Below are 26,018 nucleotides of genomic sequence, written 5' to 3' on the forward strand. Positions count from 1 at the left end.
GCCGGGGAGGTGCCGTAGGGTGGGCAAAGCGAAGCGTGCCCACCATCCCGCATACGATGACATTCGTGGGCACGGCGCTATGCGCCTTTGCCCACCCTACGAGACCGTGTTTGCGGCGCGCTACCCGGCCCCGATCTCCGCGACAATCCTGCCCGTCGTCACCTGCTCGCCCTCGGCGACGTCGATCGCGGCGACGACACCATCGATGCCGGCCTTGTGGACGTGCTCCATCTTCATCGCTTCCAGCGTCAGCACCGGCTGGCCCGCGGTGACGCGGTCGCCCGGCTTGACCAGGACCGCGACGACGCGGCCGTTCATGGCAGCGCGGACCTTGCCGTCGCCGCCATTCGCTGCCGCCGCTTTCGGCGCGGCGAGGGTGAGATCGGTGACGGCGAGCGGAATGCCGCGGTGCTGGAGGTGGAGCCGATCGCCGTCGCGCAGGAATTTTGCGCTGTCCATCACGCCGTCGTGGCGGAAGCGGATGGCGTCGGGATCGAGCTGGTCGATTTCGAACTTGTCTTGCCGGCCGTCGGTGGCGACGGTGTAGCTGCCATCGCGCTCGCGCGTGACGTCGAGCTCGTGCGCGTGGCCGGCGATTTCGATCTTCGCCGGAAGCGGAAAGGCGGCGGCGAGGCTCCGCCCGCTTTGCCATGACGGCGCGCGGGGGTTGGTGACGTAGAGCAGCAGGCCCGCCAGCGCCATGTCGAATGCAGCGTTCGCGCGCGGAGCCAGCAACTCGTCCCGATGCGAACCAATGAAGGCCGTCGTCGCCTCGCCCCTGGCAAAGCCGGGGTGGCGCAGGCAGGACATCAGGAACGCCTGGTTGGTGGTCACGCCGAAAGCCGTGAGCTGCTCCAGACCGACGATCAGCCGCCCCCTCGCCTCCTCGCGCGTGGCGCCGTGGCTGATCACCTTGGCGATCATGGAATCGTAGAACGGCGGAATCTCCGAGCCCGATTGCAGCGCGTGCTCGACGCGGATGCTGTCAGGCACCTGCCAGCGCGCCATGCGGCCGGACTGCGGCATGAAATCCTGCGCGGCGTCTTCCGAGCAGAGCCGCACCTCGATGGCATAGCCTGTGAAACGGATGTCCTGCTGCTTCACCGGCAACGGCTCGCCACGAGCGATGCGCAGCTGCAGCTCGACGAGATCGAGCCCGGTGATCGCCTCGGTGACGGGATGCTCGACCTGGAGACGCGTGTTCATCTCCATGAAGTAGAACTCGCCGCTTGCATCGAGCAGGAATTCCAGAGTACCGGCGCCCTCATAGCGCAGCGCCTTCACCGCCGCGACCGCGACCTCCCCCATCTTCGCGCGCAGCTCGGGCGTGACCGCGGGGGACGGCGCCTCCTCGATCAGCTTCTGGTGGCGCCGCTGCACCGAACAGTCGCGCTCGCCGAGATGAATGGCATTGCCGCGAATGTCGCCGAACACCTGAATCTCGATGTGGCGGGGATTCTGGATCGCGCGCTCGAGGATGACCGTGGGATCGCCGAACGCTGCCTTCGCTTCCGACCGCGCACTGCGCAGCGCGTCGGGGAACGACGCCGCATCGGCGACGAGCCGCATGCCACGCCCGCCACCACCGGCCACCGCCTTGATCATCACGGGAAAGCCGATCTTCTTGGCTTCCGCGAGCATGACTTCGTCGCCTTGGTCGGCGCCTTGATAGCCGGGCACGCAGGGCACGCCGGCCTTCTTCATAATCTCCTTGGCGCCGGCCTTGTTGCCCATCGCCTCGATCGCCTGAGGCGACGGGCCGATGAAAACGAGGCCGGCATCCTTGCAGGCTTGCGCAAAGTCTTCGTTCTCGGCGAGGAAACCATAGCCGGGGTGAACGGCATCCGCGCCGCTCGCCTTGGCAGCGGCAATGATCGCGGGGATGTTGAGATAGGATTGCGCCGGCAGGGCTTCGCCGATGCGAACGGCCTGATCGGCCTGCTTGACGTGAAGGGCATCGCGATCCGCATCGGAATAGACCGCGACGACGCCCAAGCCGAGCCGCCGCGCGCTGCGCATCACGCGCAATGCGATCTCACCGCGATTGGCGACCAGGACCTTGAAGAACGGTCGATGATGCACTGATCCGTTCCTCATGGGCGGGCCACCGAGAACTGCATGCGTTGAGGATTTCGCACATCGCCTTCGCGGCAGATCGCTAGCACCTCGGAGAGCACCGCGCGGGTATCGCGCGGATCGATCACCCCGTCGTCGAGCACGCGCGCGCTGGTCGAGAACACATCCATCTGGCCGTCGAACACGCCGATAATCTGCGCCTTCATGGCGTCGAGCTTGTCCTTCTCGATCGGCTTGCCGCGGCGGGCGGCGGCGGCCTCGGTCACGATCGCCATGGTCTCGGCGGCCTGCTCGCCGCCCATCACGGCGGTCTTGGCGTTGGGCCAGGAGAAGCAGAAGCGCGGATGGAAGCCGCGGCCGCACATGCCGTAATTGCCGGCGCCGAACGAGGCGCCGCAATAGATGGTGATCTGCGGCACCGTCGCCGAGGTCACCGCCTGGATCATCTTCGAGCCGTGCTTGATCATGCCGGCTTCCTCATAGGCCTTGCCGACCATGTAGCCGGTGGTGTTGTTGAGATAGAGGATCGGCGTGCGGGTCTGGCAGCAGGCCTGAATGAAATGCGTCGCCTTGTTGGCGCCGGCGGGATCGAGCGGGCCGTTGTTGGTGATGATGCCGATCGCCTGGCCTTCGATGCGGGCATGGCCGCAGACGGTGGCCGGGCCGTAATTCGGCGCCATCTCGGTGAAGTCGGAATCGTCGACGATGCGGGCGATCACCTGCTTCATGTCGACGGGGCGCTTGTGGTCCATCGGCATGATGCCGAGCAGCTCGTCCTGGTCGTAGCGCGGCGGCTTGAACTCTGGAGCCGCCCTGCCGGGCCGCTGCCATTCCATCGCCGCCATGATCTCGCGCGCGATGCGCAATGCGTCGCGATCGTCCTCGGCGAGATAATCGCCGAGGCCCGAGACTTGCGTGTGCATCTCGGCGCCGCCGAGCTCTTCCTCGGTCGCGACCTCACCGGTCGCGGCCTTCAGCAGCGGCGGCCCGGCAAGAAAGGCGCGGGTACGGCCGCGGACCATGACGATGTAGTCGGAGAGACCCGTTTGATACGCGCCGCCGGCGGTGGACGAGCCATGTGTGACGGTGACGACCGGTAGGCCCGCCGCCGAGAGCCGCGCGAGATTGCGAAAGATGTTGCCGCCGCGGACGAAATCCTCGACGCGGTAGCGCAAGAGGTTGGCACCGGCGCTTTCGACGAGCTGGACATAGGGCAGCTTGTTCTCCAGCGCGAGCTCCTGCACCCGCAGCGTCTTGTCGAGGCCATAAGGCTGCAGCGCGCCGGCGTCGATGCCGGAATCACTGGCGCTGACCATGCAGCGGATGCCCGAGACGAAGCCGATGCCGGCGATGACGCCGCCGCCCGGCACGCTCTTGTTCGCATCGGGCACGTCGAACATGTAGCCGGCCAGCGTCGACAGCTCGATGAAGGGCGCACCGGGATCGAGCACCAGCGCGACGCGCTCGCGCGGCAGCAACTGGCCGCGCTTGTGGAAGCGGTCCTTTGCCGCGGCGGATGCGGCACGCGTGCGCCCTTCCAGCGCGCGCATGCGATCGATCAGTGCGAGCATGCCGTCGCGGTTGGCGTGGTAGCCGGCGCTGCTGGGGGAGATGGTGTTTTCGAGAATGGACACAGTTTACTCCGTCATTCCGGGGCGATGCGCAGCATCGAACCCGGAATCTCGAGGTTCCGGGTTCGCGCTTTGCGCGCCCCGGAACGACAATTACCTGTTCGTCCCAAAGATCTTCCGCGCCTCGGCCGGCGATGCGATCTCGCGGCCGGCGCGCCTTGCGCAGGCGGCGACCGCTTCGATGAGCTGACCGTTCGAGGTCACCTTCTTGCCGTCGGCGAGATAGAAGGTATCCTCGAGGCCGGTGCGCAAATGCCCGCCGAGCTCGGCGCAGCGCTGATGCAGCGGCCAGATCTCTTCGCGGCCGATGGCGGTGACCTGCCAATGCGCTTCGGGGCGCTTCAGCTTGATCAGGATCGGCAGCAGCTCGGGATCGGCAGGCATGCCGGAGGCGACGCCCATCACGAAGTTATATTCGAGCGGACCCTTGTACATGCCGACCTGGTGGTACATGCCGACGCAGCGGACAATGCCGACATCGAAGCATTCGAATTCGGGGATGGTGCCGACGGCGTTCATGACGTCGAGATAGTCCTTCACCTTCTCGACTGCGTTGTCGAACATCATCGGCGGCCAGGCCCAATTGTTGTCGGCCTTCACCTTCAGGTAATTCAGCGAGCCGGCGTTGCAGGCGGCGATCTCCGGCCTGGTCTCGCGAATGCAGTCGAGCGCGCCAGAGTAGTTCGGCCCCGACACGCCCGAGGTGTGATTGATGATGACGCCGGGACAGGCTTCGCGGATCGCCTGCTGGATCTCATTGCTGACCGCAACCTCCCAGGACGGCAGGTGCCCCTTGCCCGGCGCCTGCTGGCGCAGGTGGATGTGCATGATGGACGCGCCGGCATCGAAGGCAGCCCTGGCCTCGCGCGCCATCTGCTCGGGCGTCACGGGCACGTTGTGCTGCTTCGGGTCGGTGAGCACGCCGTTCAGCGCGCAGGTGATGACGGCCTTGTCGCTCATGCCAAAAATGTCTCGCACGTTGAGAATTCAACGCTTGCGATCATGTGACGCGCGACATGCGGCTTCTTGCGCGGAGAAGCTGGGAAAACGAGATGCCGTAGGGTGGGCAAAGGCGCCCTTGCGCCGTGCCCACCACGTCTCGGTGTTTGGCAAAGATGGTGGGCACGCTTCGCTTTGCCCACCCTACGAGAGCGAGCCTAGCTCGCTTCCGCCAGCCGCACCGTCTCGGTGCTGCGGTAGATCGCAAGATCCCGCGAGCCGACGAAGATCGCGCGCGGCTTCAATCCGTAGAAGCGGCGGATCGAGTGGCTGAAATGCGTGGAATCGGGATAGCCGATGTCCTGCGCGAGATGGGCGAGGTTGAGGTCCTGGTTGGCGAAGTGCAGCAGATGCCGCGCGCGCTTCCAGGCCCGGAAGGAGCGGAACGAGATGCCGGTCTCCTCCTTGAACAGGTGAAGGAAACGCGAGGCGGAGAGGCCCGCCTCGGTGGCGCAGGTGTCCGCCGTGACAGGCTCGCCGGAGAAGCGCCCGATGCGGGCGACCGCGCGCATCACGCGGGGGTCGAGCACGCGGCGCGGCAGCGCCTCGCCAAAGCACATCTCGTCGAACTCGGCGGTGGTGATGTCGCCATAGCGACGCTGGCGCAGCAGCGCGTAGGCGGCGAGAATCTTGCGGGCGTAGACCGCACGATCGGGTCCGGTCAGCCGCTCGGCCAGGGCCTCGATCGCGCCATCCGGCATGCTTTCGGGCTCGAGCGTCACGCTGATCGCGGTGCGATAGTCGCTGGCAATGGAATGTCGCTGGTTCGGCAGGGTGACGAACAGCTCGCCGGTGGCAAGGACGTCGTCGATGGTCAGGTGCAGATTACCCTTCACCGCCACATAGACGTGGCAGCAGCCCGGGGTCCGCTTGCGGGGGCGGCCGAGCAGGCCGGCATAGAACACCCGCTCGGGCGTGATCAGCATCAGATGGTCGGATTCGCGACCGTTATTTTCCATTGGGCTCCTCCTCGCGCGGCTCTCTGGCCGCTGCGGACGGAGGTCACCTTAGCGGAAATTTGGGCGCTGTCACGACGGGATAGCGCTGTCATGGAAACATCCGCTGTCGTTCCGGGGCGGTCCGCAGGACCGAACCCGGAACCTCGAGATTCCGGGTTCGATGCTTCGCATCGCCCCGGAATGACCGGCCTCAAACTTACGCCCTCACCCGTGGCGCAACATTCTGCTCGACGCCGGCCTTTTGCTCCGCAGCAACGGCGCGCTTGAAGCCGTCGCGCTGTTGCAGGCGGGCCCAATAGGCTGCGACATTTGGCCCAAAGTCCTTGGCGAGGCCGATACTGTCGGCGAGGCGCAGCGCATAACCAATGACAATGTCAGCGGCGCAGATCCAGTCGGCCTGGGTGCCGTTGGTGATCCACATCTTGCCGCCATTGATGACGTAATCGTCGCCGTCGGAGCGCGCATTGGTCTTGATCGAGGCGACGTCCGAGCCGGCGCCGGGCTCGGAGACGCCGATGCAGGCGACGTAATCGCCGGAGATCGAGGGCGCCAGAAATTCGCGCCGCACCTCGTCCGAGCCGAAGCGCGACAGCGCGGGCGTTGCCATGTCGGTCTGCACCCCGATCGCCATCGGCACGCCGCCGCAGGTGATGGCGCCCAGCTCCTCAGCCATCATCAGCGCGTAGGAGTAGTCGAGGCCCGAGCCGCCGAACCCGACCGGCTTGTTCAACCCGAGGAAGCCGAGGCTGCCCATCTTCTTGAACAGCTCATGCGCCGGGAAGATGTCGGCCTTCTCCCATTCATCGACGTGGGGATTGATCTCGTTGGCGATGAATTTTTGCAAGGAACGGCGGATGTCGTCGTGGTCGGCGGTGAATAGCATTTTGTCCTCTCGTCACAACCCCATCTGCCGCGACGCCAGATCCTTCATGATCTCCTCGGTACCGCCGCCGATGGCGTTGACCTTGACCTCGCGGTAGATACGCTCGGCCTTGATGCCGCGCATGAAGCCGGCGCCACCGAATATCTGCACGGCTTCCGAGGCGCAGAATGCCATGGTCTGCGTCGCCTGGTTCTTCATCATGCAGATTTCAGCGACCGGGCTCTCGCCCTGCTCGAGCCGCCAGGCCAGCATCTCCAGCATCGCCTGGCTGGCCGCGACCTTCTGCGCCATGTCGACGATCTTGTGCCTGATGACCTGGTGCTGGGCGAGCGGCTTGCCGAAGGTCTTGCGTTCCTTCGCATAGGCGACCGCCTCGTCGAGGCAGACGCGGGCGAAGGCCGTGCAGCTCGCTGCCATGCCCATCCGCTCGCTGTTGAAATTCTGCATGATGATCTTGAAGCCCTGGCCCTCTTCGCCGATCAGGTTTTCGGCCGGCACCCGGCATTCGTCGAAATGCAGCGTCGCAGTGTCGGAGGCCCACCAGCCCATCTTCTTCAGTTTTGTCCTGGACAGGCCGGGCGTATCGCCCTCGATCAGGAGCAGGCTGACACCGCCGGCGCCCTCGCCGCCGGTGCGCACGGCGACAGTCAGATAATCGGCGCGCACGCCGGAGGTGATGAAGGTCTTCTCACCGCTCACGACGTAGTGATCGCCATCCCGCCGCGCGCGGGTCCGCAGATTCGCGACGTCCGATCCACCGCCCGGCTCCGTGATCGCAAGCGCAGAAATCTTCTCGCCTGCCAACACCTGCGGCAGCACGCGTGCCTTCACCTCGGCCCGCGCCGCGCGCGCGATCGGCGGCGAGCCGATGGTGTGGCTCATCAGGCTGGCGCTGACGCCGCCTGCGCCAGCCCGCGCCAATTCCTGGCTGGCGACGATCTTCATGAACTGGTCGGCAGCGATGCCGCCATATTCCTCGGGGAATCCAAGTCCCAGAAGGCCGATTTCGGCCGCCTTGCGATAGAGCTCGCGCGGGAATTCGCCGGCTTCGTCCCATTCATGGGCGAACGGGGCGATCTCCTTCTCGACAAAGCGGCGCATGACGTCGCGGAAGGCGTCGTGCTCGGCGGTATAGAACGGGCTCTTCATCGTGGTCTCGCCCTGTTGGCGGATTCGTCGCGTTCACCATGGCTGGAACATTTGCCGTTCACTTGCGCAGAGTGGCTGACCGGAGGAACCGCTTCACCGCAGCCTGCGACCTAGCAACTCAACGCAAGACGATTTTCGTCCCTCGCAGGCCAACTCCAAATCAAAAAAAAGACGTGGTGCACAAACTCCGGCTGGCCCTCGCGGCCACGCCGGGCATGGTGCCCGGCAATAGGGCTACAGGCGGCACAGGACCGCCGAGGGAGGGATTTTTGGCCGTTCGTTACTACGACTGGATCGCCCACCATGGCCGCCGCACGCCCGGCAAGGTCGCGCTCATCGATCTCGCGAGCGAACGCCGCTTCAGCTATTCGCAGCTCGACGCCCGCGTCTCGCGCCTCGCCTCGTTCCTGTGTCACACGCTGAAGGTCGCGCGCGGCGACCGCGTCGCCGTGCTGGCACTGAACACGACCGATACGCTGGAGGTGCAGTTCGCCTGCGGTCGGTTAGGCGCCATCTTCGTGCCGCTGAACACCCGCCTCACCGTCCCCGAGCTCCAGTTCATCACCGCCGACTGCGCGCCGAAGGTGATGATCCACGACACCGATCTGGCCGAGGCGGCACTCAGCGTCGCAAAGCTCTGCAACGTTGCGACCAGCCTGCTGCTCGGCCCTGGCGGCAGCTATGAGGCCGGCATCGCCGCCGCAAAACCGCTCGAGGCAATCGAGGAGGTCACGCTCGATGATGTCTCGACCATCATGTACACCTCGGGCACGACGGGGCATCCGAAGGGCGCGACCATCACCCATGGCATGACCTTCTGGAATTGCGTCAATCTCGGCGGCCCCGCCTGCATCGGGCCGTCCTCGGTGCTGCTCACCGTGCTGCCGCTGTTCCACACCGGCGGGCTCAATTGCTATACCAATCCGGTGCTGCACGCCGGCGGCACGGTCATGATCATGCGCGCCTTCGATCCCGGCACGGCGCTTGAGCTGATCAACGATCCTGCGCAGGGCATCAATGTGTTTTTCGGCGTGCCCGCGATCTACCAGTTCATGGCGCAGCATCCGGCCTTCGCGACGACCGACCTGACCCGCCTGATCGTCGGCGGTGTCGGCGGCGCACCGATGCCGGTGCCGCTCTTGAAGGTCTGGGAGGCGCGCGGCGTCGCGCTGCAGCAGGGTTACGGCATGACCGAGACCTCGCCAGCCGTGCTGGTGCTCGATCGCGAGGATGCGGCGCGGAAAGCAGGCTCCGCCGGCAAGCCGGTGCTGCACACGGAGGTGCGCATCGTGCGGCCCGACGGCAGCGATGCCGATGTCGGCGAGCTCGGCGAGCTCTGGGTGAAGGGGCCGAACATCACGCCGGGCTACTGGAACAGGCCTGAGGCGAACAAGACCTCCTTCACCGACGGCTGGCTTCACACGGGCGATGCGACGCGCGTCGACGAGGAGGGCTTCTACTACATCGTCGACCGCTGGAAGGACATGTACATTTCCGGCGGCGAAAACGTCTATCCGGCCGAAGTCGAGAACGTCTTGCACCAGCTCGGCGCGATCGCGGAAGCCGCCGTGATCGGCATTCCCGATGCGCAATGGGGCGAGGTCGGCCTCGCCATCGTCGCGGTCAAACAGGGCCAGCGGCTTACCGAAGCGGATGTGTTCGCGCATTGCGTGGCCAATCTGGCCCGCTTCAAATGTCCGCGCCAGATTCGCTTCGTCGATGCCTTACCTCGCAACGCCACCGGCAAGATCCACAAGCCGACCTTGCGCAAGGAATTCTCCGTCGCCTCGGAGGTCGACAGGAAAGTCGCCAACGCCTGATCGAAGCGCCCCTTGCGGGCGCTTTTGTTTTGAAGTGCCTGCCCCAGCCAACAAGAAACCCCAAGGAATTTCCATGAAGAACAAGAAACTCTCCCTGCTCGCCGCGGCTGCCGCCCTGACATTGCTCTCGACCCAGGGCGCCCAGGCGCAGAAGAAATACGACACCGGCGTCACCGACACCGAGATCAAGATCGGCAATGTCGAGGCCTATTCGGGTCCTGCCTCCGCCTACGGCATCATCGGCAAGACCGAGGAAGCCTATTTCAAGATGATCAACGACCAGGGCGGCGTCAACGGCCGCAAGATCAACTGGATTTCCTATGACGACGGCTATTCGCCGCCGAAGACCGTGGAGCAGGTCCGCAAGCTGATCGAGAGCGACGAGGTCTTCCTGGTGTTCAACGCGCTGGGCACGCCGACGCAGACCGCCGTGCAGAAATATCACAACAGCAAGAAGGTGCCGCAGCTGTTCCTCGCCACCGGCGCCAGCAAGTGGAACGACCCGAAGAATTTTCCATGGACCATGGGCTTCCAGCCCAGCTACCGGGTCGAGGCACAGATCTTCGCAAAATATATTCTGAAGGAGAAGCCGGACGCCAAGGTCGCGATCTTCTATGCCAACGACGATTTCGGCAAGGATTACGTCGCCGGCATCAAGGACGTGTTCGGCGACAAGGCCTCGAAGCTGATCGTCGCCGAGGAGAGCTACGAGACCTCGGAGCCGTCGATCGACGCCCATATCGTCAAGCTCAAGGGCACCGGCGCCGATGTCTTCGTCAACATCGCGACGCCGAAATTCGCGGCCCAGGCGATCAAGAAGATCGCGGAGCTGGAGTGGAAGCCGATGCACCTGATGACCGACGTCTCGGTGTCGATCGGCGCGGTGATGAAGCCGGCCGGTCTCGAGGCCTCCGAAGGCGTGCTGTCGGCCGGATATTTGAAGGACGCGTCGGATCCGCAGTGGAAGGACGACGAGGGCATGAAGAAGTTCATGACCTTCATCGACAAGTACATGCCCGGCGCAAACATCTCCGACGCCAATCTGGTTTACGCCTACGCCGCGGCTCAGACGATGGTGCAGGTGCTGAAGCAGTCCGGCGACAATCTGACCCGTGAGAACGTGATGAAGCAGGCTGCCAGCCTGAGGGACTTCGTCCCCGACACGCTGATCCCGGGGATCAAGATCAACACCTCCGCCACCGACTTCGCGCCGATCGAGCAGCTCAAGATGTGGCGGTTCAAGAAGGGCCAGTGGGAGCTGTTCGGCGACATCATCAGCGCCGACCCGAGCGGCTAGCTCGCGGCGATCGCTCTGTGCATGGCGGATGGCGGCCGCGAGGCCGTCATCTATGCAGGCAGGAACAGCGCGAACGGCTCTTCCACCGTGCGGCGCAGGTGCTTTCGGTACAGCTCATAGTTGGCGTCGTTGGGCACAACCCGTCCCAGGGACGGCTTCGGAATATTCCGGATCGGCACATAGGCGATGGGCGCGGCGATCGGGGTCAGCTGCGAGCCGGGGCCGGCCCGGAGCGTCGAGATGATGCCGTACATCTCGCCGGCGACGGTCGGCCGCGACACCGTGATCACGCGATGCTGGCCGTGCTTGATGATGACGAGATAGATGAAGCCGGACTGGTGGGGAACGGCGACCTCGCCGGTGTGCTCATAGGCAGTATCGGTCCGCTCGCCCTCGCGGAAGACCAGCGATGAGACCTTCGGCTCCCAGACGATCTCGGTGCGGTAGGCGAAGATCGCGTCCTTGTCGCCGAAGGACGGCCGCAGCGTGATGTAGACGTCCTCGAGCCAGGTCACCGCGCGATGCGCATAGGAGCCGAGGCTGTCGGGCGCGACGTCGTTTGCGGCGGGAGGCGTCACCACGGCGGCGCTCTTGCGCAAGGACACACCCAGCGCCTGCTCCAGCCGGACGGTCGTTGCCAGCGTGAACGGCCGGCGGCCGCCTAAAACCTTCTCCAGCGTCGACAGACTAAGCTTGGCCTGCTCGGCCAGCGCCTGCCGGGAGATCCGGCGTCTGGCCAGCTCCTCGCGAATGGTCTCCGCGATCTCGCGGCTCTGCTCGTCTGAAAGCTGCTTGTCGGCCTGCGTCTGCATCGTCAACCCTGCCCTGGGAGTGCCATCCTAGCAGGGCGGACAAACCAGCACAAAACCGCACATGGCCGCCCCGGCGGCGGGCCCGTCCGGCTGGCGGCGGCGGAACATTGCCGATCATTCTGCTCGCGAAATCAGGCCCTCCCGGCGGATGCTGAAGGCCAGCAAACACGCTTCGGGAGCAGGCCAAATGAGTACCTACGACACCGCCGAGGACGACGAACACCCCCTGTTGGGCCGGCTGATCAAGGTCGGATTGTTTCTCCTCGCGCAGGGCATCGCGGTGATGCTGGTCGCCTTCGTGGCGCTGCTGGTGAGCTTCGGGACGGGTTGGTCGGCAACGACCGAACAGGCCCGCCTGCTCCAGCCCGGCGAGGCACGGTCGGGCAGCCTGCTGCTGAAGGAGGACGGCGCCTATACCGAGGCGATCCGCCTCGGCACCGATGTCGACATCACCGTGTCTGGCCCGACGCTACGCGCCCGCGTCACCCAGGTGTTCCGCAATCCGACCAAGGATTGGGTCGAAGCCACCTATGTCTATCCGCTCGCGACAAATGGCGCCGTCGACACGCTGAAGATGGTGGTCGGCGACCGCGTCATCGTCGGCGACATCAAGGAGCGGCAGCAGGCCCGCGTGATCTACGAGCAGGCGCGCAGCACCGGCCAGAAGGCCGCGCTGACCGAGCAGGAGCGGCCGAACATCTTCACCAACTCGGTCGCCAATATCGGCCCCGGCGAAACCGTGCTGGTGCAGATCGAATACCAGGAGCCGGTGCACCAATCCGGCAATGAATATTCGCTGCGCCTGCCGCTGGTGGTCGCGCCGCGCTACAATCCGGCGCCGATCGTGCAAAGCGTCGACTTCCGCCAGGATGGCTCCGGCTGGGGCGCAACGACATCGGAGCCTGTGCCGGATCGCGACCGCATCTCGCCGCCTGTGCTGGATCCCGCGAAGAATGCACCGGCCAATCCGACCAGCATCACGGTGCACCTGAAGGCCGGCTTTGCGCTCGGCGAGATCAAGAGCCACCACCACAACGTCAAGGTCGAGAGCCCGGACAACACGACGCGTGTCGTCACGCTCGCTGACGGCGCTGTCCCCGCCGACCGCGATTTCGAACTGACCTGGAAGCCGGCTGCCGAGAAGGCGCCGTCGGTCGGGCTGTTCCGCGAGCGTGTCGGCGATGCCGATTACCTGCTCGCCTTCGTCATCCCGCCGAGCGCCGAGCAGGCGACGCAGAAGCCGCTGCCGCGCGAGGTCGTGTTCGTGATCGACAATTCCGGTTCGATGGGCGGCACCTCCATCGTTCAGGCCAAGGCCAGCCTGCTCTATGCCCTCGGCCGTCTGCAGCCGAACGACCGCTTCAACGTGATCCGCTTCGACGACACCATGGACGTGCTGTTCTCGACCCCTGTGTCGGCCGACCCCGCGCATCTCGGCGAAGCACTCGGTTTCGTGAATGGATTGCAGGCGCGCGGCGGTACCGAGATGGTGCCCGCGATGCGGGCGGCGCTGACCGACAAGCTCGGCGACACGAACATGGTTCGCCAGGTCGTGTTCCTGACCGACGGCGCGATCGGCAACGAGCAGCAATTGTTCGAGACGATCACGGCGATGCGTGGCCGCTCGCGCGTGTTCATGGTCGGCATCGGGTCTGCGCCCAACACCTATCTGATGACGCGCGCCGCCGAGCTCGGCCGTGGCGCCTTCACCCATATCGGTTCGGTCGAACAGGTCGAGGAGCGGATGCGCGGCCTGTTTGCCAAGCTGGAAAATCCCGCGGTGACTGGCCTCACCGCGAAGTTCTCCGAGGCCAAGGCCGACGTCACGCCGGCGATCATTCCCGACGTCTATCGCGACGAGCCGCTGGTGCTGGCGGCCAGACTCGACAAGCTCGCCGGCTCGCTCGAGATCAAGGGACGCGTCGGCGACCGTCCGTGGTCGGTGACGCTGCCGCTGCAAAATGCCGCCGAAGGCAAGGGCCTGTCGAAGCTCTGGGCGAGGCGCAAGATCGGCGATGCGGAGGTGGCGCGCACCCTGCGCGAAATGACGCCTGAAGAGTCCGACAAGGCGATCCTGGCGCTGGCGCTCGACCATCAGATCGTCACGCGGCTCACCAGCCTCGTCGCGGTCGACAAGACGCCGAGCCGGCCCGAGGGCGAACCGCTCAAGCTCGCCGACCTGTCGATCAATCTGCCGGCCGGCTGGGATTTCGAGAAGGTCTTTGGCGAACGGCCGCATCTGACGCCCACGCAATTGCGCGAGCGCCATGCCGATGCGCGCAATCAGCCGGCGGCAAGGCGGCCGACACCTGCCGCCCCAGATGCGATCCGCCTGCCCAAGACGGCAACCTCGGCCGATCTGAAGATGATCACAGGCTTCATCCTGATCGTCCTCGCCCTGATCCTGTTCGTGTTCAACCGGCGTCGGCCCTTGCTCACTGACGCCGCTTGAGAGAGGAGCATCCCCGAACTCCTCTGTTAGCGCGCGCGGCTGCCCGTCCCGTACAACGGCCGCGCGCGCCTTTTTTTTGATCGTCATTGTGAGGAGCGAAGCGACGAAGCAATCCAGACTGCCGCCGCGGAGACAGTCTGGATTGCTTCGCTTCGCTCGCAATGACGGGAGACGAAACACAATGCCCCGCCTCATCTCTCCCCTGGTCTTGGCGCTGATCGGCCTCATCCTGTTCGGCGACGGTGCCTATATCCACGCCAAGGCGTGGCTGGCGCAGGTGCTGCTGGAGCGGGCGTTCGACCGGAGCATTGCGACGGGTCAGCCAGTCAAGCCCTGGTCGTGGGCCGACACCTGGCCGGTCGCGCGGATCGAGGTGAAGCGGATCGGCGCCAGCGCCATCGTGCTGGAAGGTGCGAGCGGACAGGCGCTCGCTTTCGGACCCGGCCATATCCAGCACACGGCCGATGCGGGCGAACGCGGGATTGCCGTCTACGCCGCGCATCGCGATACTCATTTCCGCTTCCTGCGGAATGTTGCCATGGGTGACATCATCGATGTCACGCGCAGCGACGGCCAACATTTTCGCTATCGCGCAGGTTCCTCGGCCGTGGTCCGCTTCGATGCATCGGGTATCGACGCCACGGCAGGGGGATTCGAGCTTGTCCTCGCGACCTGCTGGCCATTCGATGCCGTCACCTCCGGCCCCGATCGCTACATCCTGCATGCAACATTGATTGGAGCCGACAGATAGATCGCCGATCGGACTGACACGCACCGATGCGCACTTCATTCCACCACACGGCATACCAGCCACACAGTTGCCAAAGGACTCGCCATAGAACAGAGTGACGCGACACCAATAAGAACAACAGGTGAGGTCACGCCATGGAAGCCCATGTGTCTGCTGCATCCGCGTCCCGTCCATGGTCTCCGCCGCCAGATGCCAGCGACATCGTCAAGGGAATCCACGCCATGCTGCACCCGCACAACATCGTGCTGGTGGGCGCGACCGACAAGCCCGGCAATTATGCCGAGCGCATCTGGAACAATCTGGTCAAATACGGATTCGAGGGCGGGCTCTATCCGGTCAACGCCAAGCGCGAGAGCATCTGGGGCGTCACCTGCTACAAGGATTTCGCCAGCCTGCCGGAAAAGCCGGATCACGTGCTGGTGCTGGTGCCGGCGCGCTTCGCCGTGCAGGTGATCCGCGATGCCGCAGCGGCCGGCGCGCGCTCGGCCACCATCGTCACGTCGGGCTTCAGCGAGTTACAGGATGACGAGAGCCAGAAGCTCGCGACAGAGTTGCAAACCGCGATCCGCGAGACGTGTCTCGCCGTCACCGGCCCGAACTGCCTCGGCAACCTAAGCGCGGGCGAAAAGCTCTTCACCAATATCGACGACCGCATCGTGACCATGGAACAGGGCGCAGTGGCGATCGCCGGCCAATCCGGCGCCATCGTCATGGCGATCCGCCAGGCGCTGGAGGATCGCGGCGTCGGTGTCGGCTACATGGTGACGACAGGCAACGAAGCCGGGCTTGAGACGCCGGACCTGATGCGCTATTTCGCCGAAGATCCGAGCATCAAGGTGATCGTCGTCTATCTCGAAGGCGTGCGCAACACCAAGGCGTTCCGCGATGCCTGCAAGGCGGCGCGTGCCGCCAGCAAGCCCGTGATCGCGCTCAAGCTCGGGGCGTCCGAGGGCGGCCGCGCCGCGGCAATGGCGCATACCGGGGCGCTGGCAGGATCGATCGAGACCTTCGACGCCATCGCCACGCGCGAAGGCGTCATTCGCGTCGGCGGGCTCGACGAGTTGATCGAGACCACCGAATGCTTCGTTCACGCAGCCGTGCCCAGGGGCGACCGGCTCGCCGCCGTGACGCTGTCCGGCGGCAAGCGCGGCATGCTGATCGACGCGTTCTATGCCGAAGGCCTGAACTTCGCGCCGCTGAGCCCGCATGTCAGCGGCGAGCTGGCCAAGATGCTCGGGCCGGGCTCGATCGTCGGCAATCCGCTCGATGCCGGCTTTGCCGCGGTGGTCGATCCCTCCGTCTACGTGAAGTCGATCAAGCTGATGATCGACGACCCCGATATCGACATCGTCATCATCGATGCCGAGCTGCCGAAGGCGCCGCACGAGGTGCGCGAGCGGAATTTGCGTATCGTCAACGACATGGCGAGCGGGGCCGGCAAGCCCGTGATCTATATCAGCGCGATGTCGATCGGCTTCACCGACTTCACCAAGGGCTTGCGCAAGTCACTCCCCCATCTCGCGGTGATGCAGGGCATGGACCGCGCGGTGACCGCGATCAAGTCGCTGCTCGCCTATGCGAAGCTCCGCAAGGAAGTGCCCGACATCGTCTCCAGCTCGAAGCCCGCCGCGCGTGCCGTGCTGGAAAAGGCGCTGAAGTCCGCGAATGGCGTCGCACTCGACGAGATCGCCTCGAAGAAGCTGCTGAAGGCCTATGGCATCCCGATCTCCAAGGAGGCGATCGCGCAGACGGCGGCGGAGGCGGTGAAGATCGCCAAGCAGATCGGTTTCCCGGTCGTGGCAAAAGTGGTCAGCGCCGAGATCCTGCACAAGTCCGATATCGGCGGCGTCGTGCTGAACCTCAACACCGCAGCCGAGGTGAAGAAGGCGTTCACCGACATCACCGCGCGGGTGGCGAAGCTGAAGGGCAAGCCGAAGCTGGACGGTATCCTGATCGCACAGCAGGTCAAAGCCGATCTCGAGCTCGTGGTCGGCGCCTCGCTCGATGCCGAAATGGGTCCGGTCGTGCTGTTCGGCACGGGAGGCATCGACATCGAGCTGATGAAGGACGTCGCGCTCGCCGGCGCACCGCTGGACGAGGCCGAGGCGCGGCACCTGATCGGCCGCACCAAGGCCGGCGTCAAGATGCGCGGCTATCGCGGCAAGCCTGCCTTGCACGAGGCCTCCGCGGTGAAGGCGCTGGTCGGCCTGTCCAATCTGATCGCGGATGCCGGCGACCGGATCGCATCGATCGACATCAACCCGTTCCTGATCAATGCCAGGACGGGTGTGGCCGTCGACGCGCTCATCGTGCTGAACAATGCTGCGGCAAAGCGCGCCGCCGAGCATTGAGGTCCGTAGGGTGGATTAGCGCAGCGTAATCCACCAATCCGCCGCGGCGGACGGACAGAAACGGCGGGTTACGCTTCGCTAACCCGCCCTACGTAGAATCGCGGCCTTCTTCCAACCTCCCCGCTTTGGCCCTAAACTCAGCCTCATGGCACGCGCGAGCAACCTTGTGATCGGAACGGCGACGCTGGCGGTGATCGCCGTGGCGTTCGGCGGCCTGCTCGGCGTGCAGAAATGGCGGACCATCCAGAGCCGCAGCCAGTTACGCGTGGTGTTCGAGGGCGGCTCCGCCAGCGGCCTGCGCCGCGGCGGCCCGGTCAATTTCGACGGCGTGCTCGCGGGCCAGATCCTGTCGATCAAGCTGGACAATCCCCGCAAGGTCGTAGCGCTGGTGATGCTCGACAACTCCGCGCCGATCCGCAAGGACACCGTGGCCGGTATCGAGTTCCAGGGTCTCACCGGCGTCGCCGCGGTCTCCTTGATTGGCGGAGCGCCCTCCGCGCCGCCGGTACCGCTGGATTCGGACGGCATTCCCGTGCTCACCGCCGATCTCAGCGACGTCGAATCCATCGTCGACACCCTGCACAGCGTCGACCGCACCATCGTGAGCAACGCCCCCGCGATCAAGGAGGGCCTGCGCACATTCGAGACCCATACCGCCGATCTCAGGAGCAAGGGCGGCGAGATCGATTCCGTGATGGCCAAGGTCGACAGCGCCTTTGCGGGATTCGACAAGGCCGTCACCAAGATCGAGGGCGTGGTGCCCGGCTTCGTCGACGGCAAGGCCGACGAGCTGTTCGAGAAGGTGCAGGGGCTGCGCGAACTCGCCGACATGATGAGGAAAAAGTCGGCTGTTTACCTCGAGGACATCCGCCGCTCGCTGCTCGACGTCAGTGAGACCGCCAACAAGATGGCGGGCACCCCCGTGCCGCCGCGCCCCCCGCGCCAGCCCGAGCAGAAGAAGCGGTGATGCTCTTTCTTATCCTCCCCTGGAGGAGGAGGATAAGATCGCATGAAGCATAGCGAAATGCGATCCGAGGTGGGGTGAAGGTGCTACCCAGCATGCGATGCCCGAGTGGAGAGATCACCCACCCCGCTCGCGCTACGCGCGATCGACCCTCCCCCTCCAGGGGAGGGTGGCAGTCCCGCCTGATCTAGCAACGAGTCCATACCACGCGTAGCGGACGACGCCCTTGCCGGCGTAGGAACGGGTGACGTTCGAGAACTCGCCTTCGAACGTTGCCGACGCGGACCAGCCGTTCATCCAGTTCATCTGCACCGACGCCGTGGTCAGTGCGGAATCGCGCGCCTGCGCGGCACCATTCACGACGAAGGCCGCGCCCGGCAGCGTCTGGAACACCGCGCCGACGGTGCGGTCCGGATTGTAGTCATGCGCCCAGGCGAGCCGGCCGCGCAGGGTCATCAGGCCGCCGGCCGCCGCAAATGGCTTGTCCGCACGCAGGCCGAGCTCGGTGCGGGTGCTGGTGACGTCCTTGGCGGCATAATTGAGCGCAAAGGTGTTGTTGCCGACCACCGCGAATTCCGAATAGTTCGGCAGGCTGAACAGGGTGGCCTGGGCCGCGGCATAGGGCGTGAGGCCAATCCACTGCGTGGCATAGCGGTAACCACCCTCGATCCGGCCCGAGAAGGCATTGGCATTGAACTGCGCACGCAATTGATCAACGCCTGCGGCGGTGACGATGCGGTTCGTCGTGACGTCCTGCCAGCCATAGGCGAGCGCAGCGGTGATATAGGCCGGTCCCGCCGTGTGCCGCACGAAGGCGCCGGCCTGGAACAGGTCGGAGCGGCCCCAGCCGAGCCCGTTGACGTTGAAACCGGTGCCGCCGCCGGCCAGCGCGAAACCGGCGATTGTCGACGGCGAGAAGCGGTAGTCGAGACCGACGGCCGTGCCGTAGACGCTGCTGCCGGTGGTGTTGGAGCCGAGGACGGTGTTGCCGTCGGTGGTCTGCGACCCACCATAGCCGGCCGCCCACACGTCCCAGCGCTGCGCGAACGTCGCACCCGGCGCCTTGCGGTAGATCGAGGCGAAGGCGTCGCGCGCGTTGTTGTCACGCGCATTCTTGCCGGTCGCGGCATAGGCGCTCGCGTCATCCGCATACGGTGTCGCATCAGGCGCACCGCTACGCCCCGAGCCGAAGACGTCAGTCAGCAGATTGATGAACAGGTTCATCGCATTGAAGGTCGTCTGCTGCGATCCCGTGCCCGATTCACCGGAGGCCTGTGTGAGGCCGGCCGGCGAGAGGTTGGCGAGCGCGACCGGAAGGCTGCCGGTGCGGTTGAAATAATTCGTCAGCACGTTGGCGACGTTCTGCTGGTTGATGTTGAGGCCGCCGCCATAGCCCAGCGCGAGATCGAGGTAGACGTTGTGAAGATCGTAGCTGAGCGTCGCATGCAGATTCGACGAGAGCCCCGCAACGACCGGGTTGAACGCATCGGGGAGCGTTGTCGCATTCAGGATCGTGTAGTGCTTCGCGATCGAGCCGGTCGGGACGACGACGACGGTGGCGCCGCCGAGCGTCGCGGTGCCGGTCACCACCGTGAGGCCGCTGCTCGCGCCCGAGATCTGCACCATATAGCTCGACGCGCTCGTGAATGAGAGATCACCGGATACGGTGAGCGTGCCGGTCGGATTGCCCGGCGCTAGCGTGCCGCCAGTGACGGTGGTCGTGCCGACCGTGCCGACACCGCCGAAGGTGCCGCCGGCGGCGACGGTCACGGTGCCGTTGATGGTGCCGGCGAGCATGAGCGTGCCGCCGAGCACGTTCCAGTCCTGATTGCCGGTGCCGGTCACAGTCCAGGTCGAGCTATCGACCTTGTTGAAGGTCGAGAAGCCGTCGTACTGGAGGCCGGTGCCGATCAGGTCGAGGTTGAACGTGTCCTTGCCGACACCGCCGAGCTGGAACGTGTCGGTCCCCGATGCCAACACTTGGCCGTTGATGACGCTGCCGGGGCCGAGGGTGAGCGTGTTGGAACCGCAGCCGCAGAAGTCGATCGCCACAGCACCGGAGGCGCTGGCGTTGATGGTGCCCGAGTTGAAGACGTTGGCGCCGCCATTCACCATGATGCCGGTGCCGTTGACACCGACGGTGATGGTGCCGGTGTTGACGATCTGGTTGATCGTCAAGGACGCGTTCGCATCGATGCCGACGCCGGACGCGCCGACGGTGATCGTCCCGCCGTTGGTGACGACGTTGGCATCGCCGAACACGACGATGCCTTCGACAGCAGCATCGGCGCTCGTGATCCGCCCGTTGTTGGTGATCGTGGAGGACGAGCCGGAAAAGGCAATGCCCACACCGGCCAGGCCGACATTGATCGTGCCACTCTGGCTGATCGTGGCCCGGTCGCCCTGCATCGAAATGCCGACCGATCCGGTGCCACCCACGTTGATCGCGCCGCCGTTGGTGATTTTCGAATCATCGCCCTGCACGGCAATGCCGACGGCAAGATCGACAGCCGTGATGGTGCCGAAATTGCTGGCGGTCTGGAAGTCGCCCTGCATGAAGATGCCGGCTGCGTTCTGCCCGACCGTGATCGTGCCAGTGGCCGTGTTGGTCACCGTGTTGTTGTTGCTGATCGCCAGAATGCCGCCGGAGAAGCCGGTGGAATCGCCGACCGTGATCGAGCCGGCATTGGTGACAGTCGCGCCGCCGAAGACAAAAATTCCGGTCGAATCGTCGACACCGGTGATCGTGCCCGTCGCGGTGTTGGTGATCGTGTTGTTCTGGCCGGAGAAGATACCGACGCCCGACGCACCGATCGACAGTGCACCGCTATTGGTGACTGTGTTGTTGTCGCCGACCGAGATCGCGGCGCCGCTGTCGCCGGTGGTGATCGTTCCGGCATTGGTGATGACGTTGTGATCGATCGCCAGGATGCCGAGGCCGTTGTCGAGCACCGTGATGGTGCTGTTGTTGATCACGGTGTTGGAATTTCCAACGGCAACGCCGGTGAGCCCCGAGCCTGCCGACACGGTCCCGTTGTTGGTGACGGTGCTGGAATCGTTGACGCCGATCGAGAGCGCGCCGTTGTCGTTGACGGTCGCGCCTGAGAGCACGTTGACGGTGAGGCTGTCGACGCCGACGCCGGCCAGAAAGCCGTCCGTATCGGTGCCGCTACAGGTGACGGTCTGGCCGCTCGTGGCCGGATCGGGCGTGCAAGCCGCGTTGGCCGGCGTGGTGCAAAGGCTCAAGCCGACGACGACCGCCGATACGCCTATGAGCGACGCAGCGACGGATCGGCGCAGTCGACCCTGCCGCCTCCCTGGCCCCTCGCCTTGCACGCTACACCCCCCATTCCCAGCAATTCCGCCGGGAACTTAGGCCATGGCGAGGCTGCGTAGAACTACGGCGACGCCGGAATGCGTCCGTTTGGCGCACAACCGAAGCAGAATCTGAGCGTCATGTTGCAACCGCGCCACGGTTTTGCGGGGCCAATCGTCTCATTCTGCGCATGACTGGGCCCGCATCTGTGACGGCTCAGTAATTGCTGGCCGCCGCCTCATTGGGGATGCCCTCGATCGGGCACTCGTCGGTGCCCGGCGTCGAGCGGGTCATGGCCTCGACCATGTCGCGCGTGCCTTCGGGATCCCTAATCCAGTTCTTGTAGAAATCATATGGGCAGGCCGCGACGCCACGCGGGCTGTCGCCGGAATTGATCATGCCGGTGTAGCCGCGGTGGACCAGCTTGTAGAGATGGTTCTGCGACTGGCCGTTGCGGCGCGCGTCGCGGATCAGATGTTTCGACAGCTGCGCGTACTGGATGCCGTAATCCTCTTCGCCGCACTCGCCGAGGGTGCGGCCGTCGAAGCCGATGATCGCGGAGTGGCCGAAATAGGAATAGACGCCATCGAAGCCGGCGGCGTTGGCGACGGCGACATAGACGTTGTTGGCCCAGGCCATGGCCTTGGAGATCATGACCTGCTGCTCCTTGGCCGGATACATGTAGCCCTGGCAACGCACGATCAGCTCGGCGCCCTTCATGGCGCAGTCGCGCCAGATCTCCGGATAGTTGCCGTCGTCGCAGATGATCAGGCTGACCTTGAGGCCTTTCGGGCCCTCGGAGACATAGGTGCAATTGCCGGGATACCAGCCTTCGATCGGCACCCACGGCATGATCTTGCGATACTTCTGCACGATCTCGCCCTTGTCGTTCATCAGGATCAGGGTGTTGTAGGGCGCCTTGTGCGGATGCTCCTCGTGGCGCTCGCCGGTGAGCGAGAACACGCCCCACACCTTGGCCTTGCGGCAGGCCTCGGCGAAGATCGCGGTTTCCTCGCCCGGCACCACGGACGCCGTCTCGTACATCTCCTTGGAGTCGTACATGATCCCTTGCGTGGAGTATTCCGGGAAGATCACGAGGTCCATGCCGGGCAGTCCGACCTTCATGCCGACGATCATGTCGGCGATCTTGCGGGCGTTGTCGAGCACCTCGGCCTTGGTGTGCAGGCGGGGCATCTTGTAGTTCACCACTGCGACGCCGACCGTATCGTTGCTGCTGGAGATATCACCGTGAAGCATGTTGATCGCTCCTGTACTTTATTTGCTTGATGTTGGCGTGTGGCGTTAGTGGCTGATCATCCAGGGCCGCGCCGTCGGAAAGCCCTTGCCGCCGCTTTTGGTCTTGGTCATCAGCCGCGCCGGCTTTTTCCTGTCCGTCGAGTTCTTGTCTTTGACCGTCTTGCCCGAGGAACAGCAGCCACAGCCCGGGCCGTGCGAGGCCTTGTATTGCGCCAGCGTCTGCGGCGCGTGCGAGCTGCGCTCGTTGACGGCGTGCGCCTTGCGCTTCTCCGCAGGCATGCAGAAGAAATTCGGCGCGGTCAGGATCACCCGCGGTGCCATGGTCTCGCAGTGCGGGCAGCTCTGCGGATCGTCGCATTCCGCCATCGGGCGCAGGTCCTTGAACGGACCACAGTCGTCACAGAGATATTCGTAGACCGGCATCGCATCATCCCTAGCGCGTGTTCAACACAGCTCACTGCTACCGCCCATGCGGCGACAGCCCCTCACCCCGCCCCTCTCCCCGTGAGGACGGGGAGAGGGAGCGCAGCGTCACTTGTCCGGCGAGATCGGCATCTGGATATCGCCGGTGATGTGCTTGATGGGTCCGGCCGCCGACGGCATCACGTCGAAGTCGAAGATCTCCGTTGGTAGCCACAGCGTGGCACAGGCGTTGGGCACGTCGACCACGCCGGAAATGTGGCCCTGGCACGGCGCCGTGCCGAGGATCGAATAGGCCTGGGCGCCGGAGTAACCGAACTTCTTCAGATACTCGATGGCGTTGAGACAGGCCTGGCGATAGGCGATGTGGACGTCGAGATAATGCTGCTTGCCGGCCTCATCGACCGAGATGCCTTCGAAGATCAGATAGTCCTTGTAGTTCGGTGTGATCGGCGACGGCTTGAAGATCGGGTTCTTGATGCCGTATTTCGACATGCCGTCCTTGATCACCTCGACCTTGAGGTGCAGCCAGCCGGCCATTTCGATCGCGCCGCAGAAGGTGATCTCGCCGTCGCCCTGGCTGAAATGCAGATCGCCCATCGAGAGACCCGCGCCGGGCACGTAGACCGGGAAGTAGATCTTCGAGCCGCGCGAGAGATCCTTGATGTCGCAATTGCCGCCGTGCTCGCGCGGCGGCACGGTGCGCGCGCCCTCCGCGCCGATCTTGGCCTTGGCATCGCCCTTGGCGCGGCCGCCATGGGCGGTCGGCGCGAATGGCGGATTGGCAAGGCCGGGCACGCGGGTCGGGTTGGTCGAGATCAGCTCGGCCTCGCGCTTGTTCCAGGTCTCCAGCATCTTCGGATCGGGCAGACAGCCGATCAGGCCGGGATGGATCAGGCCGGCGAAATTCACGCCGGGCACATGACGCGACGAGGTGTAGAGACCCTTGATGTCCCAGATCGACTTCTGCGCCAGCGGGAAGTGGTCGGTGAGGAAGCCGCCGCCGTTCTGCTTGGAGAAGAAGCCGTTGAAGCCCCACAGGCTCTCCTTGAGCGGGCCGACGTCGAGCAGGTCGACGACGAGAAGGTCGCCGGGCTCGGCGCCCTTGACGCCGATCGGTCCGGACAGGAAATGCACGATCGACAGGTCGATGTCGCGCACGTCGTCGGCGGAATCGTTGTTCTTGATGAAGCCGCCGGTCCAGTCGTAGGTCTCGATGATGAAGTCGTCGCCGGGATTGACCCAGGCCACGATCGGGATGTCGGGGTGCCAGCGGTTGTGCACCATGTCATTTTCGTAAGCCGACTTGGTGAGATCGACCTTGATCAGTGTCTCTGGCATCGAGATGCTCCCCTTTTACTACGGTTGGTTAGACAGACAGATATTTCGAGACCTGCGCGGCATCGACGGCGTCGCGCGGATCGTCGCGCACGATCTCGCCGTTCTCGATCACCAGCACACGGTCGGCGATATCGAGCGCGAAGCTCAGGACCTGCTCGGACACGACGATCGAGAGCCCCTTCTCGTCGCGGATGCGCTTCAGGGTGCGCGCCATCTCCTTGATGATCGAGGGCTGGATGCCTTCGGTCGGCTCGTCCAGCAGCAGCACCTTCGGCTTGGTCGCGAGTGCGCGCGCAATCGCGAGCTGCTGCTGCTGGCCGCCGGAGAGATTGCCGCCGCGGCGGCCCTTCATCTCCAGCAGCACCGGAAACAGTTCGTAGATGTCTTCAGGCACCTCCGACCCACCGGAGACGACGAGACCGGTCTCGATGTTCTCCTTCACGGTCATGGTGGAGAAGATCATGCGGCCCTGCGGCACGTAGGCGAGCCCCTTGGCGACGCGCGCGTAGCTCGGCAAGGAGCCGAGCTCGGCACCGTCCATCGTCACCGAGCCGCTCTTGGTCGGTAGGATGCCCATCAGCGATTTCATCAGCGTGGTCTTGCCCATGCCGTTGCGGCCCATGATCGCGACGATCTCGTTCGGCGCGACCTTGACGTTGAGCCCGTGCAGCACCTCGCTCTGGCCGTAGGCGACGTGAAGATCGGAAATTGCCAGCATCGTCACGCCTCCTTAGTGACCCAAATAGACTTCGACGACCTTCGGATCGTTCTTCACCTTCTCCATGGTGCCCTCCGAGAGGATCTGGCCCTGATGGAGCACGGTGACCTTGTGCGCGATGTCCTCGACGAATTTCATGTCGTGCTCGATCACCAGCACCGAGCGGTTCTTGATGATGCGGTTGAGCAGCTCCGCGGTCTTGGCGCGTTCGGACACGCTCATGCCGGCGACAGGCTCGTCCAGCATCAACAGGTCCGGGTCCTGGATCAGCAGCATGCCGATCTCGAGCCATTGCTTCTGGCCATGGCTGAGCAGATCGGCATTCATGTGCAGCCGGTCCTTCAGGAAGATCATCTCGGCGACCTCGTGCACCCGGTCGCGCACGGCGGCGTCGCGGTTGAAGGTCAGCGCGCCGAACACCGAGCGGCCGCGCGGATAGGAGATCTCCAGATTCTCGAACACGGTGAGATCGTCGTAGATCGACGGGTTCTGGAACTTGCGCCCGACGCCGGTCTTGACGATCTCGTTCTCCCTCATCCGCGTCAGCTCCTTGCCGCGGAACTGGATCGAGCCTGACGTGGCTTTGGTCTTGCCACAGATCAGGTCGAGCACGGTGGTCTTGCCGGCCCCGTTGGGACCGATGATGACGCGGATCTCGTTCTCGTCGACATAGAAGGAGAGATCGTTGACCGCCTTGAACCCGTCGAACGACACGGTGAGCGCTTCGACGGCGAGCAGGAATTCCTTGGGCTGATGACCGACGAGCATGACCTTATCTCCTCACTGCCAACGTGGCATCGGCATCGTGGTGACCTACGAGCA

General features: G+C 64.7%; 19 protein-coding genes. 6 read left to right on the top strand and 13 right to left on the bottom strand.

Features of this window, described 5'->3' with window-relative positions; translation table 11 throughout:
• Positions 1–120: 120 nt before the first annotated feature.
• The 6 genes from QA649_RS42145 to QA649_RS42170 all read right to left on the bottom strand — a co-directional run bounded on the left by QA649_RS42145 (position 121) and on the right by QA649_RS42170 (position 7,697).
• On the bottom strand, positions 121–2,097 hold the full coding sequence (locus tag QA649_RS42145; RefSeq protein WP_283022299.1) for an acetyl-CoA carboxylase biotin carboxylase subunit: 1,977 nt from the start codon (positions 2,095–2,097) through the stop codon (positions 121–123).
• On the bottom strand, positions 2,094–3,710 hold the full coding sequence (locus QA649_RS42150; RefSeq protein WP_283022300.1) for an acyl-CoA carboxylase subunit beta: 1,617 nt from the start codon (positions 3,708–3,710) through the stop codon (positions 2,094–2,096). Before QA649_RS42150 ends, QA649_RS42145 begins: the two co-directional genes overlap by 4 nt.
• Before the next feature lie 90 nt (positions 3,711–3,800).
• Positions 3,801–4,667, bottom strand: a complete 867-nt coding sequence (locus tag QA649_RS42155) for a 3-keto-5-aminohexanoate cleavage protein (protein ID WP_283022301.1) — start codon at positions 4,665–4,667, stop codon at positions 3,801–3,803.
• Positions 4,668–4,864: 197 nt separating this feature from the next.
• Positions 4,865–5,665, bottom strand: a complete 801-nt coding sequence (locus QA649_RS42160) for an AraC family transcriptional regulator (protein WP_283022302.1) — start codon at positions 5,663–5,665, stop codon at positions 4,865–4,867.
• A 196-nt stretch (positions 5,666–5,861) separates the two neighbouring features.
• Entirely contained in the window at positions 5,862–6,548 is a 687-nt protein-coding gene (locus QA649_RS42165) for an acyl-CoA dehydrogenase family protein (RefSeq protein ID WP_283022303.1), read from the bottom strand.
• Positions 6,549–6,560: 12 nt separating this feature from the next.
• Entirely contained in the window at positions 6,561–7,697 is a 1,137-nt protein-coding gene (locus tag QA649_RS42170; protein ID WP_283022304.1) for an acyl-CoA dehydrogenase family protein, read from the bottom strand.
• 269 nt (positions 7,698–7,966) lie between these two features.
• Here QA649_RS42170 and QA649_RS42175 point away from each other — a divergent pair, with 269 nt between their 5' ends.
• Together QA649_RS42175 and QA649_RS42180 are read left to right on the top strand one after the other, a co-directional pair.
• Positions 7,967–9,517, top strand: a complete 1,551-nt coding sequence (locus QA649_RS42175) for a long-chain fatty acid--CoA ligase (protein ID WP_283022305.1) — start codon at positions 7,967–7,969, stop codon at positions 9,515–9,517.
• A 73-nt stretch (positions 9,518–9,590) separates the two neighbouring features.
• Positions 9,591–10,814, top strand: a complete 1,224-nt coding sequence (locus QA649_RS42180; protein ID WP_283022306.1) for an ABC transporter substrate-binding protein — start codon at positions 9,591–9,593, stop codon at positions 10,812–10,814.
• Between the two features lie 50 nt (positions 10,815–10,864).
• Here the strand turns inward: QA649_RS42180 and QA649_RS42185 are convergent, their stop codons facing one another.
• A complete protein-coding gene (locus QA649_RS42185; protein ID WP_283022307.1) occupies positions 10,865–11,626 on the bottom strand; it encodes a helix-turn-helix transcriptional regulator in 762 nt (253 codons plus the stop codon).
• 187 nt (positions 11,627–11,813) lie between these two features.
• On the opposite strand from QA649_RS42185, the gene QA649_RS42190 reads away from it, so the two are divergent.
• From QA649_RS42190 to QA649_RS42205, 4 genes are all read left to right on the top strand, one after another.
• Complete coding sequence (locus QA649_RS42190; protein WP_283022308.1) at positions 11,814–14,078, top strand: marine proteobacterial sortase target protein; 2,265 nt, start codon at positions 11,814–11,816, stop codon at positions 14,076–14,078.
• A gap of 181 nt (positions 14,079–14,259) precedes the next feature.
• Positions 14,260–14,829 carry a class GN sortase gene (locus QA649_RS42195; RefSeq protein ID WP_283022309.1) on the top strand — a complete coding sequence of 190 codons (570 nt, stop codon included), beginning with the start codon at positions 14,260–14,262 and terminating at the stop codon, positions 14,827–14,829.
• Between the two features lie 134 nt (positions 14,830–14,963).
• Positions 14,964–17,180 carry an acetate--CoA ligase family protein gene (locus QA649_RS42200; protein WP_283022310.1) on the top strand — a complete coding sequence of 739 codons (2,217 nt, stop codon included), beginning with the start codon at positions 14,964–14,966 and terminating at the stop codon, positions 17,178–17,180.
• Between the two features lie 145 nt (positions 17,181–17,325).
• Positions 17,326–18,147 carry an MlaD family protein gene (locus QA649_RS42205; protein WP_283022311.1) on the top strand — a complete coding sequence of 274 codons (822 nt, stop codon included), beginning with the start codon at positions 17,326–17,328 and terminating at the stop codon, positions 18,145–18,147.
• Positions 18,148–18,279: 132 nt separating this feature from the next.
• Here the strand turns inward: QA649_RS42205 and QA649_RS42210 are convergent, their stop codons facing one another.
• The 6 genes from QA649_RS42210 to urtD form a co-directional block, all read right to left on the bottom strand.
• A complete protein-coding gene (locus tag QA649_RS42210) occupies positions 18,280–21,390 on the bottom strand; it encodes an autotransporter outer membrane beta-barrel domain-containing protein (RefSeq protein WP_283022312.1) in 3,111 nt (1,036 codons plus the stop codon).
• 286 nt (positions 21,391–21,676) lie between these two features.
• Entirely contained in the window at positions 21,677–22,717 is a 1,041-nt protein-coding gene (locus tag QA649_RS42215) for an aliphatic amidase (protein ID WP_283022313.1), read from the bottom strand.
• A gap of 45 nt (positions 22,718–22,762) precedes the next feature.
• A complete protein-coding gene (locus tag QA649_RS42220; RefSeq protein ID WP_283022314.1) occupies positions 22,763–23,140 on the bottom strand; it encodes a zinc ribbon domain-containing protein in 378 nt (125 codons plus the stop codon).
• A gap of 108 nt (positions 23,141–23,248) precedes the next feature.
• Positions 23,249–24,478 (bottom strand): formamidase, encoded by a 1,230-nt coding sequence (gene fmdA / locus QA649_RS42225; protein ID WP_018644393.1) that lies wholly within the window; start codon positions 24,476–24,478, stop codon positions 23,249–23,251.
• Positions 24,479–24,506: 28 nt separating this feature from the next.
• Positions 24,507–25,196, bottom strand: coding sequence for an urea ABC transporter ATP-binding subunit UrtE (gene urtE, locus QA649_RS42230; RefSeq protein WP_283022315.1), 690 nt, complete (start codon positions 25,194–25,196; stop codon positions 24,507–24,509).
• A 12-nt stretch (positions 25,197–25,208) separates the two neighbouring features.
• The gene (urtD, locus tag QA649_RS42235) at positions 25,209–25,964 is read right to left on the bottom strand and encodes an urea ABC transporter ATP-binding protein UrtD (RefSeq protein ID WP_283022316.1); all 756 of its coding nucleotides are present in this window, start codon (positions 25,962–25,964) and stop codon (positions 25,209–25,211) included.
• Between the last annotated feature and the right edge of the window lie 54 nt (positions 25,965–26,018).

It is taken from the genome of Bradyrhizobium sp. CB1717 (assembly GCF_029714325.1).
Taxonomy (GTDB): Bacteria; Pseudomonadota; Alphaproteobacteria; order Rhizobiales; family Xanthobacteraceae; genus Bradyrhizobium.